Here is a 17,085-nt window from a genome sequence, read left to right on the forward strand (position 1 = left end):
GGCCGTCATGCGCATTGCACGAGATCTTGCTGACGCAGTAGGAAAAACACCGTTGATCCGGCTGCGCCGCATCAGTGAAAAAACTGGTTGCGAAATTCTCGGCAAAGCCGAATTCATGAACCCCGGTCAATCCGTCAAGGACCGTGCTGCACTCTATATTATCCGTGATGCCATTGCGCGGGGCGATTTGAAGCCCGGCGGCACCATTGTGGAAGGCACCGCAGGCAATACTGGTATTGGCCTGGCGCTGGTGGGTGCGTCAATGGGGTTCAAGACCGTGATTGTGATCCCGGAGACCCAGTCGGAAGAAAAGAAAGACATGCTGCGGCTGGCAGGTGCACAACTGGTTCAAGTTCCGGCCGCACCTTATCGCAACCCCAATAATTTCGTGCATTATTCCCGCCGTCTGGCCGAGGAATTGGCGCAGACGGAACCTAATGGGGCGATCTGGGCCAACCAGTTTGACAACGTGGCGAACCGTCAGGCCCATGTTGAAACCACAGGGCCCGAAATCTGGGAACAAACAGCAGGTAAGGTCGACGGGTTTATCTGTGCTGTCGGGTCGGGCGGTACGTTGGCCGGGGTTGCCGAAGCGTTGCAGCCCAAGGGTGTGAAAATCGGTCTGGCCGATCCTATGGGTGCGGGTCTCTACTCTTACTACACCACCGGTGAAATCGCGATGGAGGGCGGATCGATTGCCGAAGGTATCGGACAGGTGCGGATAACAAAGAACCTGGAAGGGTTCACGCCGGATCATTCCTATCAGATCACTGACACCGAGGCGTTGCCCTATATCTTTGACCTGCTCCGTGAAGAGGGGCTGGTTATGGGCGGGTCAACCGCGATCAACATGGCGGGCGCCGTGCGTCTGGCCAAGGAAATGGGGCCGGGCCACACGATTGTGACTGTCCTTTGCGACTATGGCACGCGGTATCAGTCCAAGCTGTTCAACCCGGATTTCCTGCGCGAGAAAGAATTGCCGGTGCCGGATTGGATGACTGAAGCACCGCGCAGCATTCCCGGCGTTTTCGAGGACGTGTGATGCCTGGGCAGGTTCGCCTGTTTCTGACACTGGTATTCCTGTGTCTTGTCGGGCTCGCAGGCGGTGCTGTCGCGCAGCTGACCGACAGGCAAAGTGAGTATTACCGGGGCTGGATAAAAACGGCTGACCGTGCCGAGTCCGTGATTGAAGCGAACCGTGCGTCAAACGCTGCGTTTGAGAATTTACGTTCTGAAATAAACGGTTACCGAGAGGACTTTAACAAGGCACGCAGCGCCAACACAGACCGTATCGCAACGCTGGAAAGCCAGATCAAGGCGCTTGGTCCGAAACCCGAAGGGGACGCGGCCGAACCTGAAGACATCGCTAAATTGCGAACTCATCTTAATGAGCAGCTCAACAGTTTGCGGGTGCCGCGCATCATTTCCGAAGAAGCTTATACCCGCGCAAATGGATTGATCAGTGAAATCGATCGGATCATCCGGACGCGGCAGACAAAACAATTCTTTGAGCGCGGGCCGTCACCGATCAACCCCGTATATTGGGGACCTGCATGGCAAGACGTAAAAGAGGCGCTTCAGAGCCTGACAAATGAAACAATTACCAACCTGCGTTCGGACGTAGTGAAAGAACGTATCCGTGATCGTGGCTTGGGAATCCTGTTTCTGGTGATCCTGGCCGCGGTTTTACTGATCTTCGGCAAACGTTGGTCCGAGCGGGGCGGCGACTATCTGAGGTTGCTGGGCGGAGCGGGCACTGGTGTTTGGTCCTTCATCATTTCTCTGTTGCGGATTCTGTTGCCATGGATCGGTGTCGTTGCCGCCATCGCCGCGATCAGTCTTTCGGGTATTCCGGGTCTGCGGGGCAGTTTGTTGCTGGAAAAAATCCCCTACTGGGCGGCAATTGCCTTCTTCTACGACTGGATTGGCCGACAGATTTACGTGATTGGCGCTTCACAAGGATTCAAGCGCCTGTCTGCTGCTCGGATTACCGAATTGCGGATATACATTGATCTGTTGGCTTTGATGTTGATCCTGCACGAACTGGCGCTTCTGTTTCAGCAGATCGAAAACGTCTCGGATGCGACCCGTGCGGTTATTAGCTTTCCCGTGATCGTCGGAACGGCATTGCTTTTGCTCCGCGTGCGGCAGACCCGAACGAACGACCGCCTGCTGGACCAGACGGCGTCTACCCGGGCCGCCGGATTCAGCCAGTTATTGGAATTCCTGCGCAAGGCCATGTTCCTGCTGGGGATTGCAACACCCGTTCTGGCAATCGCCGGGTATACCAATGCGGCCGAAGCGATCGTGTTTCCGGCGGTAAAAACGCTGGTTCTGATTGCCGCATTGGCAATTTTTCAACGGTTCGTCAGTCAGATATACGGATGGATCACAGGGCAGGGCGACGCTGCGCGCGACTCTCTTTTTTCAGTCTTGGTGGGCTTTGCACTGGCCATCGTCGCGCTGCCTGTTCTGGCGATATACTGGGGTGCGCGTGAAACGGACCTGCTTGAGGTGTGGTCACGTCTGCTGCTTGGCTTTGACATCGGCGGTGTCATGATCTCGCCCAGCAATTTCCTGACATTTATCGCTGTATTCGCAATCGGATATACGCTGACACGGTTGTTGCAAAGCGGGTTGCGCAACTCGCTGTTGCCCAAAACCAGCATCGATCCGGGCGGGCAGAATGCGATTGTCGCTGGCTCGGGGTATATCGGGATCTTTCTGGCTGCGTTGGCAGCGATTATGGTCGCGGGGTTCGACCTGTCGTCGCTGGCAATTGTTGCTGGTGCACTGTCTGTCGGTATTGGCTTTGGCCTGCAAACGATTGTGTCCAACTTTGTGTCCGGCATCATCCTTCTGGTCGAACGGCCAATCTCCAAGGGTGACTGGATTGATGTGAACGGGATGATGGGCTACGTACGTGACATTTCCGTCCGCTCGACCCGTATCGAGACGTTCGACAGATCGGATGTGATCATTCCCAACTCGGACCTGATCAGCGGTGTTGTCACCAACTATACGCGTGGCAATACAATCGGCAGGGTGATTGTTCCGGTCGGCGTCGCATATGGCACTGATACGCGTCTGGTCGAGACCATCCTGAGTGAGGTTGCGAACAACCACCCGATGGTTTTGGCCAACCCGGCGCCCAGTGTGGTGTTTCAGGGGTTTGGAGCGGATGCATTGGATTTTGAAATCAGGGCGATCCTGCGGGATGTGAACTGGGTTCTGTCCGTCAAATCCGACATGAACCACGAAATCAACCGACGCTTCCTTGAAGCAGGCATCGAGGTGCCGTTTGCACAGCGTGATATCTGGTTGCGTAATCCCGAAGCTTTGCAGACCTCAAACAAGGTGAAAGCTGCTGGTTCTGCGTCCAAACAGAAGGCAGATGAGTTGACGACAAGAGAGCCAGTTGAACTGACCGAATCTGATCTGGACCCCGACGCTGGCGATGAATTTTGACGACCTGTCCGAAAGCTGAAGAGTAGCCTTTCCGGTGGTTTGGCACACCGGAAAGGCGACCGGATTTAATTGATCTTTCCCGTGATTTCACCGAATTGGGGCCTTGCAAATTCCATGACATTGGTCCAAACATCGCCGGCACGGAGAGGTGGCCGAGTGGTCGAAGGCGCACGCCTGGAAAGTGTGTAGGCGGGGAACCGTCTCCAGGGTTCGAATCCCTGTCTCTCCGCCATTACCACTTTTGACAGAGAACTATGTCTGCCCCGGCGTCTTGGCTGTGCAACGCAGTTTCGTGAACCACGCCAGATTTCCGAAAGCCCAGGATCGTGTACCCTGGTCGCTATTGCTTTCCCTTAAAAGAATACCCGGTAAGCCGGAAAATAAAAAACACCATAAACATTAACAAAAATATCAATTTGATATAGAGTTATAGTGTTTTTGTTCTGTATCGCTTGGGTTTTCGTGTGACACAAACGCTTTATGACAAATACGGTGGCTTCAAAACGATCAGCCGTGTCGTGATGACCTTCTATGAAATGGCGTTGGATTCGGATGATATCGGCCATTATTTTGAAGATATCGACATGCCTCGGCTGATTGATCATCAGACGAAATTCGTATCGTCCCTGATTGGCGGACCGGCGTCATTCAGTGATGACAGGATCGAAGCCGTTCACAGGCATCTGGGTATTTCACACGACGAATTTGATGTGATGGCTGAGCTGTTTGGCGAAGCGCTGAGCGTGCATGGTATGTCCGATCAGGATATCAAAACCGCGCTGGCTGCAATTGAAGGGAAGCGTTCAATTATCGTCGCCCGAAACGCGGCATGAGCATTCATGCAATAAACGAACAGCTGTTACGCGCCATCGGTGTCGGCATTGCCGTGGTGCGCGCCTCGGATCTTCAGTTCGTGTTTCATAACGGACCTTTCGCAGAGTGGTTTGGAACCCCCGAGAACGGCAGTACTCTTACGGACATTCTGCCTGCCCTTGATCCCAAAGAACTGGAAGACGTCAAGCAATCGGGCCTGAGATATTCGGTTGAGTTGCAGATCAAACCAAAGCGGCGGACCTTGATCTTTGCGGTCGCAGTTTCGTTGGCAAGCGGATTGTCAGAGCAGGTTCTGATTGTCGAATGCCAGAACATCACGCGCATTCGCGAGCTGGAAAGTATGATCGACAGCTATTCCACCATGGTCGAACGCAACACGCGAGAGCTGGAACGCGAAAAAGAACGGGTTGAACGCCTGCTTTTGAACTTGATGCCACGGGCGGTTTATGAAGAATTCAAGACATTCGGTGTTGTCACTCCGCAGCTCTACAAGCAGGTGTCTGTGGTCATGCTGGACTTTGTGGGTTTCACCGATTTCGCGGCCAAGACCGACCCGACAGTGACCCTGAGTGAGTTGAACGACATTTTCACGGCGTTTGACAGGATCGTTGAACAATTCGGGTGTGAAAGGATCAAAACAATTGGTGACGCATATCTTGCGGTCTCAGGCATGCCTGACCCGACACCCGATCACGCGACGGCAGTGGCCCATTGCGCGGTACGTTTCCTGCGTTATCTCGAACGCCGTAACGAAAGCCATCCGCACAAATGGCAGGCCCGGATCGGTTTGGGCATGGGGGCCGCAGTCGGGTCTGTCGTGGGCATTCAGAAATACGTCTACGACGTTTTCGGTCCGGCGGTAAATATCGCGTCCCGACTGCAAATATTCGCCAATCCTATGAAAATAGTTGCGCCGGAAGAGATGAAATACGCCCTGATTGACGAGTTTCAGGTCTCGGACCTGGGACGTGTCGACATAAAGGGAATGGGCGAGATGAATCTTATCAACGTTACGTCCGGGCTGAGCTTACCGCAAAGCAGTCGAACTTTTTGAAAGGTGTCAGTCGTCCTGCGGGATCAGACCCAGCCCTCGCAGATAGATACCAATGCCGCTTTCCAGCAGGTCTTCCGGAGGGAAGGGAGACGTCGCCCCGGTATTGCGCGCGTATAATTCGACCACGCCATGGCTCATTGCCCAGATGTGCGCGCTGAACATCGACGCGGGCGGGCGCTTTTCTGGTGGAATATGTTGCGACAAGTCAGCGGCTGCTTTCTCGAGAACCGATTTGGCCCGATTGGCGGCCATGGATAATTCTGGGGTGCGATTCAACGAAATTCCGCTTTCAAACATGGCGATGTAGTGGCCGGGGTTCTTCCGGGCAAAAGCCAGATAGGCCCGCCCGGTTGCCTCGAAGGCGGACAGGGCAGAGGGTTGGCCTGTGTCATAAGCGTATTGCATCAGGTCCGCGAACATCTCGAATCCCTGCCGTGCGGCTTCGGCGATAAGGTCTTCGCGCCCTTCAAAATGGCGATAGACTGCGGCTGGTGTTACGCCAGCGGTTTTGGCGGCTTCAGATAACGTAAAACCTGTCGGCCCCTTTTCTTCGATCAAGGACAAGGCTGCCTCGATCAGAGCTTGCTTTAGGTTTCCGTGATGATAACCGCGTTTCGACATCCCGGCCTCAGGTTCTTCGATTAGGTATTGGAAGACAAGGGGATAGACCAAATACACCCGGTCGTCCAACACTTGCCCTTGAAAGCCTTGGCCGGGCAGGGCGAAAACGCAATCTACGCTTCCCAGACATCCGGACCACCGCAGATCAGGGGATCAATGCCACCAATGCTTTTTGCGTCCTTCTCATCATAGTCCAGCGTGTGCAGGACCGTTTGAATTGCTGCAAGACGGGCGCGTTTCTTGTCGTCGGACCGGACTATTGTCCAAGGAGATATGTCTGAATGTGACCGGGTGAGAGTTTCCGAAATCGACTGTGTGTATTCGTCCCACTTGTCCAACCCTGCCACGTCAATCGGGCTGAGTTTCCATTGCTTTAACGGGTCGGTTTCACGGGCCAGAAAACGGTTCAGTTGCTCAGCGCGCCCGACATTGAGCCAGAACTTGAAGAGTTTGATGCCATCATTGACCAGACCCGTTTCAAGCGGCAGAACCTGACGAAAGAACCGCTCGCGCTCTTCCCGGGTGCAGAAACCAAAGACGTTTTCGACCACGCCGCGATTGTACCAGCTGCGGTCAAAGAACACGATCTCGCCGGCTGCAGGCAGGTGCGGGATGTAGCGCTGAAAGTACCATTGACTGCGTTCAGTTTCCGAGGGTTTGCTGAGCGCCACATTGCGCGCTCCGCGCGGGTTCAGGTTTTCGCGAAACCGTTTGATCGTTCCGCCCTTACCGGCAGCATCGCGGCCTTCGAAGATGATGGCGATCCGTTGCGCCGTGTCCTTGACCCAAGACTGCATTTTGACCAGCTCGATCTGGAGCAGTTCCATCTGCTCATCATAGTCCTTGGTCTTCATCTTCTCGCTATACGGGTAGGTCGGGTTCAGGATTTCGCCTTTCTTCGAATTCTCGATCTCATCCCGCACAGCTTTGGGCGCGCTTTCCTGAAAATACTTCTCTATAGAACCTTTTTCGGTCCGGGCCATATGTCACCTCACGATAAAACCCATATCCGACTATGGATTAGAGCTTGGATTAACGCAAACCTGCACGCCGCGCTGCACGATCAATTGCGGAGGCAACCTCGGGCGCTGCGACAACCTGCGGCATGTGACCGATCCCTGGTAACGCGACCAGTTCGGCCTGCGGGATTTGCTGGATCAGACGTCGGGAATGCCACTCGAGGCCGACAGTGTCGTCGGCGGTGCCGTGAACGATTTCGGTTGGCACTGAAATCTCACCGTATTTCGGCTGCAATTGGGTTATCTCATCCAATAGATTGGCCCGTTGCTTGGCATTTGCATGCATGGAACTGCGCCGGATGGTCAGGCCGGGTCCGAAATGTTCGGCGTATCCAGCGGGGGTCGATTGAGGCGCAAATACAGTGTCCAATGCCCGTGCCACGTACCAATCGGGCACGAAGGAAGAGATCAGGGGCAGGGCGAGCGCGTTGCCGACCGTGGTAGATGCCAATTGGTTAAACCCATCCAGCGGCGTTTCCCACGGAATGGCAGCAGGTGCGATCAAAACAAGCGCCGAGAGATCCTCGGGCCTTGTGACCGCCCATGCAAGTGCCACTGAACCACCATAGCTTTGGCCCGCAACGACAGGCTTTTCCGCCCCAAGTTGGGCAGCAGCTTTTTGCAGGATATCCGCTTGCTCCGTGATCGTTTCACCGTCTGGGTTGAAACTTTCTGAAAACCCCAGGCCGGGCCGGTCAAAAACGATGACGCGGTAGTTTTCCGCCAGAATGGGTGCCAGCGCAAAGGTCATGTCGCGGGTGTTGCCGCTTGAGCCGTGAAGAAGGACCACATCTGGCCCTTTCCCCATGACAACCGCATGAACGGCGATCCCGTCGACATCAAGAATCTGACCTTCGGGTGGGAAAGCCACTTCTGCCTGTGCTTCGTTCCGGGCGCTGCGCCACGCAGTCACAACGGCAAGGCCCAGAATGATGAGGCCAAAGGATATCAAGTTCTTAGCGGCCAATTTTGCTCATATCAAAAGGCGTAGTCTGATAGATTTCGTTTATCCAGTTTCCGTAAAGAAGATGCGCGTGGCTGCGCCAACGGTTTTGAGGTGTCTTGGATGGGTCATCATCCGGATAGTAGTTGATCGGCACGTTGATGGGCGTGTCATTGGCGACGTCGCGATCATACTCCTGTTTCAGCGTGTCGCTGTCATATTCAAAATGGTTGAAGATATACAGCGCGCGGTGGCTGGGATCCTCGACCAGACAAGGGCCTACATCGTCGCTGCCCAGCAGGGTCGTCAAACCCTGCGCGGCGTCGATCTCATCTTGTTTCATTTCCGTCCAGCGGCTGACTGGGATAACGCAATCGTCTGAGAACCCACGCAAAAAAGGTGATGCAGGGTTCAGGTTGCGGTGACGGAAACAGCCAAAGGCCTTGGCATCCAGCATGTGTTTTCGGACACCATGAAAATGGTTGATCATCGCCATCCCGCCCCAACAAACTCCAAAGGTTGAATGTACGTTTGTCTGAGTCCAGTCAAAGATTTCGCTGATTTCATCCCAATAGGTGACGTCACCAAATTCCAGATGCTCGATTGGCGCGCCAGTAATGATCAGGCCATCAAATTTATGGTCCTTGACCTCCTGAAAAGGCTGATAGAACTCGGACATATGCTCGGCGGCGGTGGTTTTTGTCTGGTGTTCCGTCATACGGATCAAAGACAGTTCGATCTGCAACGGGGTTGCGCCGATCAGGCGCGCAAACTGGTTTTCCGTCTGAATCTTCTTCGGCATCAGATTCAGCAACCCGATGCGCAGGGGGCGAATATCCTGACGCATTGCCTGATCCTCGGACATGACCATAACGCCCTCTTTGTTCAGGACGTCGAAAGCGGGCAGATCTGAGGGGATTTTGATGGGCATGTGTCTGACTTCGAAGAGATTAGGGAAAACTGGTAGTTAGGCGTTATTGCGTCTGGCCTCAAGGGTACGTTCGATCAACTCATCGAAATCGGCCGCATCGCGGATCTTGCCGATGTCATTGGCATCAATCGTCACGCCCCAGTTCTTTGCCATCGCCTCGTACCGGGGCTGACGATGGGCCAGGGCTTGTGCATAGGTCCAGCGGACAAAATCATCGGGGTTGACCTCGGTCTCTGCACAGCCGTGTTGATCCAGATACTCTGTCCAGGAACGGGTCAGGAAATCGGCCTGATAGGACATGGGTTTTGGGGCCTTGTCGAAACGGCGCACAAGATCGGCCGTATGACCCTCGTCACCCTTCAGCCAGATCATGAGGGTGTGCCGCGCGAGTTCGGACAAAACCTGATCCCTTGGGTCTTTGGGATCCACCCACTCGCAGATGGATCCGCCCGTATCGCAGATAAAGTGAGGATATTTGTACAGACGCTCGGCGCGGTCGATGAAGTATTCGGTGTCCAGCAGCGCATGAATTTCGGCCAAGCGAAACTGTTCCTGCCTGCGGCGGTATTCCGGCATGTCCAAGCCGCCCAGATCGGGGTTTCCCGGCTTGCCCAGATAAGCAGCAACAGGTGTCAGATTGGCGAATGAAATATTCGAACCGATATAGATCGAATCCGACAACAGCAGTTCACGCAAGAACGGAACTTTCATGGCCTCGGCCTTGGCATTGTCGGTGATGTACTCGCCCATATAGCGCGTTCCGATCCGGTAATCGATCGAGTAGTGGAACCAGTTCCCGGAATCTCTGAGGATGTTGGATACGTAGGTCTTGCCTAATCCTGACATGCCAAAGAACAGCACTTTCTTGCGGCTTGCGGTGCGCCAGTCATTGGCTGAGGTGTAGATCATTTTGCGCTGTCCTTTTTGCCCTAGCTAAATCGGGCAGCGCACGGCGTCAATTGGGCCGGGACGAACGATTCAGAACCAAAAGGCCAATCGCCAGAACGGCAAAGCCCAGAAAGGCGTTTGGGGACAGGGACTCTTCGCGCAGCAATGCGCCCAGAACAATAGCGACCGGGGGTATGACAAGCGTCACCAGCATCAGATTGCCACTGCCGGCCATTGCCAAAACCCGATAGTAAAGCAGATATGCGCCGGCCGTTGCGACTATCGCATAATACCCGATGGCCGCCCAGGTTATCGCGGGTAACGCCAAGCTGGGTATTCCATCAACTGCTAGTGTTATTGGTAATACCAGCACTGTCGAAGCCGTCAGCATACCGGCGGCGGCAATCACTGGGGAAAGGTGCGATAACGTTTGCCTCGCCCAAGCCGCGGCACATGCGTAGGAAACTGTTCCGGTCAACACTGCAATCTGAGCGGTGCTTTGCAGGCTGAAATTCAAGAAATTCTGCACTCCGATCGCGATTGAGACACCAAGAAAGCCCAAGCAGACACCCAGTAGCCGGGTCTTTGTCAATCGTTCGTCGCGAAAAAACAGTGCTGCAATCAGAACGCCGAAGATCGCAGTCGCCGCGTTCAGGATCGCCGTCAGACCCGTGTCAATGTACAGCTGCCCCCAAGCCATCAGGCTAAAGGGGATGACGTTGTTCAATAGCCCCATGACCAAAAAAGCGCCCCAGATACCGGGCGAGCGCGGCACCTTGATCCCCTTGATCCAAGTCACCAGCCACAAGACAAGCATGGCCCAGAATGTGCGATGCAAAACCGACGTCATCACGGGAAGCGTGTCCAGAGCGACCCGGATGGAAACAAAGGAGGCGCCCCAGATCAGTCCAAGCAACAAAAGCTCGGCCCAGGCGCGAAGAGAGAGGTGTTTTTGTGCATCCATACGGGCACTGTTTCATTGAAGTTAACCAACGGCGACCCGGTTCATGCGAAAAAGCCCCGCAGAAACTGCGGGGCTTTACAGTTACATAAGATTACTCAGATCAGTTCAGAGCGTATGTGATCTGGAAACCAACGCTCCAGGCGCTGTTGCCTGTGAACGTACCACGTGCCGCGGGACCAGCACCATTCGCGGTGGCATCCCCGATGTCGGTATAACGAACACCGCCCGAGATTTTTGCCTTCTCAAGCGAATACGTGCCACCCAGACCGATGCTCCAGAACCCATCTGTCGGACCGAGGTTCGAAACCGGCGTACCTTGGGAAGTTTCGTAGCCCAGTGTCACAGCACCAGAAAACTCTTCCGAGAACTGATAACCCAAACCCAGCGAGTAGGTGAACGTGGCGTCGTCATAGTCAACCAGGTTGCTGGTCGGCGGATAGTTTGGCGGATTATACACAAGTTGTGGCCAGTCGACCCAACGGATCGAGCCAAACAACAATGTCTTGGGCGCCACGCCAGTCTGGAAATCCAGGTTGATTGACTGGGGCGTTTCAATCTCACTTGTGGTGTTGAACGTTGCCACAGTCCCCGGTGGAATTGGTGGGAAAGGAGGCGGATTGAGCGATTCTGTCTGCGAAAGGTCGTGGCTGATCTTGGAGTTGTAAGTCAGCGATACACGTGCGGCGATTTCGGGTTTTTCCCACGCGACACCAACGACATACCCGAATGCGGTATCAGCGCTGGTATCCACCTGATAGCCTGCGGTAATCGGAACAGTTATCGAAGCCTCGACGCGTTGCGCGCGAATACCACCGATCGCACTGAATCCGCCATCGAATTTGTAGCGCAGCAGTGCAGTGATGGCATCTGTATCCGCTGTCGCCCTCAGGCTGTCGGTCCGACCGCCGGGAATTGGGTTGATAGACAGGGGATACGTGCTCGCGTACTGAATATCGGCGCCGTAGGGTTGATCGTAGATCAGCGCGAAATCAAGCTTTTCCGTAAGCGCCGTTTTGTACCCCAAGTGTGGCGTAAAGAAGTCGTTTGCAACTTCGCCGGAAGCAACGGGTTGGCCACCGTTTGTGCCAAAAAAGTCTGGCATCGTGCCTGTTACGCTTGGGTCGGTATACCCCAACCGAAACTGAACTGCAGAGCCTTCTTCAAAGATCAGGTTGATACCCTGACCGCTGCGGTCCAGACCGCCTGCATAACCAGCCGTTGCTCCAACGCACAAAGCGCACGTTGCGAGTAGTGTTGTTTTCATTCTGTCCTCCCGAACTTTTTTCGAGTATTTGCCTGGCGAAGAATTGAGTGAGTCCATCGCCTACCCGTGTGTAATGCGCGATACTTTCTTTTCAGTTAGTTTAAGGTCAACTGGTGACGGTGCGTTACTTGTTGCCACTACAGTTCTGAACTGTTGCTAAACTGTTACGATTTTCGGACCAGATGTTCAGGAAAATGCCTGCAAAGATGATAGCGGCGCCGATCAACACCCAATGGTCGATGGGCTCGTGATAGAGGAGCATCCCGATCACCGCGATTGTCGGAAGGCGTGCAAAATCAAAGGGAATGACGACGGTTGCCGGGGCGATAGACAGGGCATTGGTAATACAGAAATGCGCCAGCAAACCCGCCAACCCAACCAGAATCAAGTAGGGCGCGGTTTGCATTGTCGGAAGCGCAATCTGACCGTCGATGCCAGCGGCTGTGGCCCCAAGGACTGCTTGCATTGCAGTCAGCCAGAAAACGATACACCCAATACTGGCAAATCGCGTGAGCTTCTTGGTGGTAATCGTTGTAAACGCGAAGAATACCGCAGATGCCGCTGCTGTTATTAAGCCGGGGCTCAGGGGGGCAGCACCTGGGCGTGTGACGATCAGAACGCCCGAAAACCCGATAAGCGCCGCTATCAACCTGAGCGGCGTCAACCGTTCGTTCAGAAACAGCGGCGAGAGCAGGATTACCCAAAGCGGCTGCGTGAACTCCAGCGCGAATACCTGCGCTAAGGGAGCCACTGCCACGGCGTAGAACCAGAGATTTTGCCCCGTGAAATGTAAGGTGTTTCGTAAGGCGTGCAATCCCAGCCGTTCCGTCGAAACTTGCTGCCAGTTGCGAGTCACAGTCAGGACAGTTGCAACAACAACGAACCCAACGATGCTGCGATACATCATGATTTCAAAGGTATCATGCGCAGAACTCAGTTCACGCCCTGCAACCGCCATGGAAGAGAATGAGGCGATCGCGCCGGTCATCCATAGACCGGCCTTGATTACGTCTTTCTGCGCATGGCTCATTTCGGGCGTCCATCAGGTTCGTTGCGGGGCCGCGCTGCCAAAAGACCGCAAGGCCAAGCGCTTATGATAAGCAGGCTAGGTTTGCCCGGCTATTCAAACGTCGAAGGTGCACCAGATTCAAGGTCGTATAGATGACTGCCCTGAACAATAGCTTGAACGAGAAGGACGTTTTGCAGCTCAATCAGTTAGGTTTTTCGCAGGCATCTGCTGGTCATTCCCACTCGATAATATCAAAGCGTTAGTGACAAGGTGATTGAAAGATTTTTCTAAAAGGATCTTTCAACCCTTACAACCAAAACTAAATCTGGTTTTTCAGCAGACGACGCCAATTCTGACGGCAGCGAGTTTAGTTTGGGGCTCCAATGGCCGATATATCGAACATCCCTAAAAGATGCTTCAATATAGGGTCTGATTGCTGATGTAAAGGAATCCCCAATCACCCAAACAGACATATCGTTTAATGCCTTGGTGTTCAAAACCTTTCCATTCCATCCAAAAGAACTTTTTGGTTGGCCATTAAATTCCTCTTTAGAAATTTTTGATTCTCTGAGTATCTTAAAGCGCCAATCATCACCATCACTTAATGGAAAATCACTTAACTTACTAATATCTATCAGATCACCTCTATGTGTTGTACCGCTCTGAACAAAATCAACGCTTGGAGTTTTCAGGGATAGTCCTTCCATCAGAGATTTAAAGGCTAGGTACGAACCTTTTTGATTCCAATGTGTATTTGTCCGCCAATAAAGAATTCCCTCTTTCGATTTAGCACCGATTAGAAAATCAGTTGGATCTACAACCAGAAGATTTGATATATCTTTCAATCTATCAGTAAAAAAAGTGCTATACCTTTGTTCTGAAGGATTCATTTCATTGGGTAGATACTCAGTATAAACACTAGATTTATTTGGTCCCACCAAAAGAGCAACCTTAGTATTCGATTCCATACCTTGTCTAGCTAAAGCCTCAAATCTGGCAACTTCATTCGATATATTTTGACTTGAAGGTTCGGAAAATAATCTACGTTTAGCTACCGTTTGATCAAATTGGTTTCCTAAGAATAGCCAACCTTCTTTACCTTTATACCAATTCAAAGAAGAGCCGAAGCCGTGTTCAAAACCTTTGCGGGGAAATACTACATCTTCATAACCCCTAGCCTCGGACCAATCAGCATTATTAACGTAATAGCCAACAGCACCTATGAAAAAGAGCACTACAGCTATATAAACAGCACTCACCTTATGCTTCAAGTAGCCAAATCGAATAGGACTTTCCACAAGTTTGTAGGTAAGCCAAGCTAGTAGAACAGCAAGCAGAACAGCAAGAATTCGAGCATCTCTATGTGGCATTTCTCCTTCAACAATCTGAAGGAAGGATAAAATCGGCCAATGCCACAAATATAATGGATAACTAATGAGCCCAAACCAAACAGCTATAGGATTCATTAGAAATACGCGGTTCAGCCAAGCCTTAGAACCACTAGCGATTATTAAAACAGCCCCTAAAACTGGAATTAGAGCCCATTTTGAAGGAAACGAAAGACTTTCATTAATGCGGATTACGCCATAAGCCAATAATAGTAATCCGATAAGTGACATCAGATTAGATGTAGTTGAGCCATCGGCTTTAACTTCTTTTGGGTGAATAATTCTGACTGCGACCTTATCAACCCATAGCTTAAATCGGTTAAGTACCTCTGATTTATACAAGAGAAGCCAAGCTAGAACACTTCCACTTAAAAGCTCCCAGAAACGCCCCACCGGCCAAAAAAAGGTTTCTGTCGGATATGAGTTAACAAAACGCAGGTTTAAATAAAACGAGATCAAAGCCACTAAGATTGTAATCGTAAGTAAATCAAACCTACGCTTCCAAGCAAGCCAAAGTACTAGTGGCCAAACAATGTAGAATTGCTCCTCAACAGCTAAGCTCCATAAGTGAAGCATTGGCTTGGTTTCTGAGGCAGTATCGAAATAACCACTCTCATCAACCAAAATAAAGTTTGTAATGAACGCAGCACCGCTCGCGACGTGCTTACCGAGTTGAGAAAATTCGTCCGCTAGTAATGTAAACCAACCGAAAGCCAATGAGCAAGCCATTACAAGTATAAGGGCTGGGAATATCCGTCTAATACGACGACCAAAAAAGTCAGTAAAACTAAATTGCCCTTTGTCTAAATTTTCAAATATGTGACTAGTAATTAAAAAACCACTAATTACGAAAAAGACATCAACACCAATGAACCCACCTTTTATCCAACTAGGAAAGGCGTGAAAGGCTACAACGGATAAGACAGCAAATGCTCTTAAACCATCAATTTCAGATCGATAGGATGACTTGTTAGGAGATGATTGGTTCACTTGGTTCACAACTTGCTAGCCACAAAAATCAATATAAACAATAAGTTGGGTTGTTTGAGCTACTCCCACTCGATGGTGCCGGGGGGTTTCGATGTGATGTCATAGGTGCACCGGTTGATGCCTTTAACTTCGTTGATGATCCGCGTTGCCGTTTCGCCCAGGAATTCATGGCTGAACGGGTAGTAGTCCGCGGTCATGCCATCGACAGATGTGACGGCCCGCAGCGCGCAGGCGTAGTCATAGGTGCGCCCGTCGCCCATGACACCTACGGTCCGCACTGGCAAGATGGCAACAAAAGCCTGCCAGATGTCGTCATAGAGGCCGTGTTTACGGATCTGGTCGATAAAGATCGCATCAGCTTCACGCAAGATGCCCAGTTTTTCGCGGGTGATTTCACCGGGGCAGCGGATTGCCAGACCAGGGCCGGGGAAAGGGTGACGTCCGATGAAGCTTTGTGGAAGGCCAAGTTCGCGGCCAAGCGCGCGAACCTCATCCTTGAACAGCTCTCGCAGGGGCTCGACCAGCTTCAGGCCCATCTTTTCCGGCAAGCCACCGACATTGTGGTGCGATTTGATGGTTACAGAAGGCCCGCCCGAAAATGACACTGATTCGATTACATCCGGATAAAGCGTCCCTTGCGCCAGGAACTCGGCCCCTTCAATGGTGTCAGCGTGTTTTTGGAAGACGTCGATGAACAGCTTACCGATGATCTTGCGCTTGGTTTCCGGGTCGCTTTGCCCTTCAAGCTCGCCAAGGAACAGTTCGGATTCGTCCGCGTGGATCAACTGGATGTTGTAGTTGTCGCGGAACATGCCGACGACTTCTGTCGCCTCGTTCTTGCGCAACAGCCCGTGGTCGACGAAGACGCAGGTCAACTGGTTCCCAATCGCCTCGTGGATCAGGATCGCTGCGACCGAGCTGTCAACACCGCCCGACAAACCGCAGATGACCTTCTTGTCGCCAACCTGCTCGCGAATCTTGCGGATCATTTCTTCGCGATAGGCCCCCATGGTCCAGTCGCCCTTGAAACCGGCCAGCTTGACGAAGTTCGCATACAGCTTCGCGCCCTTCGGCGTGTGGTGCACCTCGGGGTGGAATTGCACGGCATAGAAGTGACGCGACGGATCGGCTGTGATCGCAAAGGGCGCGTTAGGCGATGTGCCGAAGACCTGAAACCCCGGTGCGATATCACTGACGTGGTCGCCGTGGCTCATCCAGACCTGTTCATCCCCGTCGTCAAACCAGCCGTTCAGAATTGCCAGTTTGTCTTTCGGCGTGACAAAAGCCCGACCAAACTCGGCCGTGCCATGGCCGCTTTCGACCTTGCCGCCAAGCTGGTGCATCATCACTTGCTGGCCATAACAGATGCCCAGAATCGGCACGCCATAGTCAAAAATCTCTTGCGGAGCACGGGGCGAGCCCTCGCGCGTCACACTGTCCGGCCCGCCCGAGAAGATCACCGCGCGCGGGGCCATTTCCCGCACGAAATCCATCGTGACATTCTGGTAAGGGTGAATTTCGCAATAGACATTCAGCTCACGCAGGCGGCGGGCAATAAGCTGCGTAACCTGGCTGCCGAAGTCGATGATCAGAAGGCGGTCGTGGGATGTCTGGGTCATGTCAGCGCCTTAGGGCAAGCCCGCACATTTCGCAAGAGCGAGGTCCGATTCCAGCGCGGGAATCAAAAAAGATCACTGCAATGATTTTTGACA

The 17,085-nt window shown here is 52.8% G+C and carries 14 protein-coding genes and 1 tRNA gene; 5 read left to right on the plus strand and 10 right to left on the minus strand.

Annotation, left to right across the window (positions count from 1 at the left end; all coding sequences use genetic code 11):
- Nucleotides 1–7: 7 nt before the first annotated feature.
- The 5 genes from ACR3FC_RS00320 to ACR3FC_RS00340 all read left to right on the plus strand — a co-directional run bounded on the left by ACR3FC_RS00320 (nt 8) and on the right by ACR3FC_RS00340 (nt 5,356).
- Nucleotides 8–1,042, plus strand: coding sequence for a cysteine synthase A (locus ACR3FC_RS00320; RefSeq protein ID WP_480472435.1), 1,035 nt, complete (start codon nt 8–10; stop codon nt 1,040–1,042).
- Nucleotides 1,042–3,468, plus strand: a complete 2,427-nt coding sequence (locus ACR3FC_RS00325; RefSeq protein WP_480472437.1) for a DUF3772 domain-containing protein — start codon at nt 1,042–1,044, stop codon at nt 3,466–3,468. Before ACR3FC_RS00320 ends, ACR3FC_RS00325 begins: the two co-directional genes overlap by 1 nt.
- A 142-nt stretch (nt 3,469–3,610) precedes the next feature.
- Nucleotides 3,611–3,700, plus strand: a tRNA-Ser gene (locus tag ACR3FC_RS00330).
- Between the two features lie 220 nt (nt 3,701–3,920).
- Entirely contained in the window at nt 3,921–4,301 is a 381-nt protein-coding gene (locus ACR3FC_RS00335; protein WP_480472439.1) for a group I truncated hemoglobin, read from the plus strand.
- The gene (locus tag ACR3FC_RS00340; protein ID WP_480472441.1) at nt 4,298–5,356 is read left to right on the plus strand and encodes an adenylate/guanylate cyclase domain-containing protein; all 1,059 of its coding nucleotides are present in this window, start codon (nt 4,298–4,300) and stop codon (nt 5,354–5,356) included. Before ACR3FC_RS00335 ends, ACR3FC_RS00340 begins: the two co-directional genes overlap by 4 nt.
- A gap of 6 nt (nt 5,357–5,362) precedes the next feature.
- Here ACR3FC_RS00340 and ACR3FC_RS00345 read toward each other — a convergent pair whose 3' ends face one another.
- The 10 genes from ACR3FC_RS00345 to guaA all read right to left on the minus strand — a co-directional run bounded on the left by ACR3FC_RS00345 (nt 5,363) and on the right by guaA (nt 16,992).
- Complete coding sequence (locus ACR3FC_RS00345; RefSeq protein ID WP_480476721.1) at nt 5,363–5,977, minus strand: TetR/AcrR family transcriptional regulator; 615 nt, start codon at nt 5,975–5,977, stop codon at nt 5,363–5,365.
- Nucleotides 5,978–6,090: 113 nt separating this feature from the next.
- On the minus strand, nt 6,091–6,960 hold the full coding sequence (gene ppk2 / locus ACR3FC_RS00350) for a polyphosphate kinase 2 (RefSeq protein WP_480472443.1): 870 nt from the start codon (nt 6,958–6,960) through the stop codon (nt 6,091–6,093).
- 49 nt (nt 6,961–7,009) lie between these two features.
- Nucleotides 7,010–7,963 (minus strand): alpha/beta fold hydrolase, encoded by a 954-nt coding sequence (locus tag ACR3FC_RS00355; RefSeq protein ID WP_480472445.1) that lies wholly within the window; start codon nt 7,961–7,963, stop codon nt 7,010–7,012.
- A complete protein-coding gene (gene metA / locus ACR3FC_RS00360) occupies nt 7,953–8,870 on the minus strand; it encodes a homoserine O-acetyltransferase MetA (protein ID WP_480472447.1) in 918 nt (305 codons plus the stop codon). The genes ACR3FC_RS00355 and metA overlap by 11 nt, the downstream gene beginning before the upstream one ends.
- Nucleotides 8,871–8,906: 36 nt before the next feature.
- A complete protein-coding gene (locus ACR3FC_RS00365; RefSeq protein ID WP_480472449.1) occupies nt 8,907–9,779 on the minus strand; it encodes an ATPase in 873 nt (290 codons plus the stop codon).
- A gap of 46 nt (nt 9,780–9,825) precedes the next feature.
- Nucleotides 9,826–10,722: a DMT family transporter gene (locus ACR3FC_RS00370; RefSeq protein WP_480472451.1), complete on the minus strand. Its 897-nt coding sequence runs from the start codon at nt 10,720–10,722 to the stop codon at nt 9,826–9,828.
- Between the two features lie 100 nt (nt 10,723–10,822).
- Nucleotides 10,823–11,986 carry an OmpP1/FadL family transporter gene (locus ACR3FC_RS00375; protein WP_480472453.1) on the minus strand — a complete coding sequence of 388 codons (1,164 nt, stop codon included), beginning with the start codon at nt 11,984–11,986 and terminating at the stop codon, nt 10,823–10,825.
- A 124-nt stretch (nt 11,987–12,110) separates the two neighbouring features.
- Complete coding sequence (locus ACR3FC_RS00380; protein ID WP_480472455.1) at nt 12,111–13,016, minus strand: DMT family transporter; 906 nt, start codon at nt 13,014–13,016, stop codon at nt 12,111–12,113.
- A 266-nt stretch (nt 13,017–13,282) separates the two neighbouring features.
- On the minus strand, nt 13,283–15,382 hold the full coding sequence (locus ACR3FC_RS00385) for an acyltransferase family protein (protein WP_480472457.1): 2,100 nt from the start codon (nt 15,380–15,382) through the stop codon (nt 13,283–13,285).
- A 50-nt stretch (nt 15,383–15,432) separates the two neighbouring features.
- Entirely contained in the window at nt 15,433–16,992 is a 1,560-nt protein-coding gene (gene guaA / locus ACR3FC_RS00390) for a glutamine-hydrolyzing GMP synthase (RefSeq protein ID WP_480472459.1), read from the minus strand.
- Between the last annotated feature and the right edge of the window lie 93 nt (nt 16,993–17,085).

The sequence above is a fragment of the Ruegeria sp. AF3 genome (genome assembly GCF_056536285.1).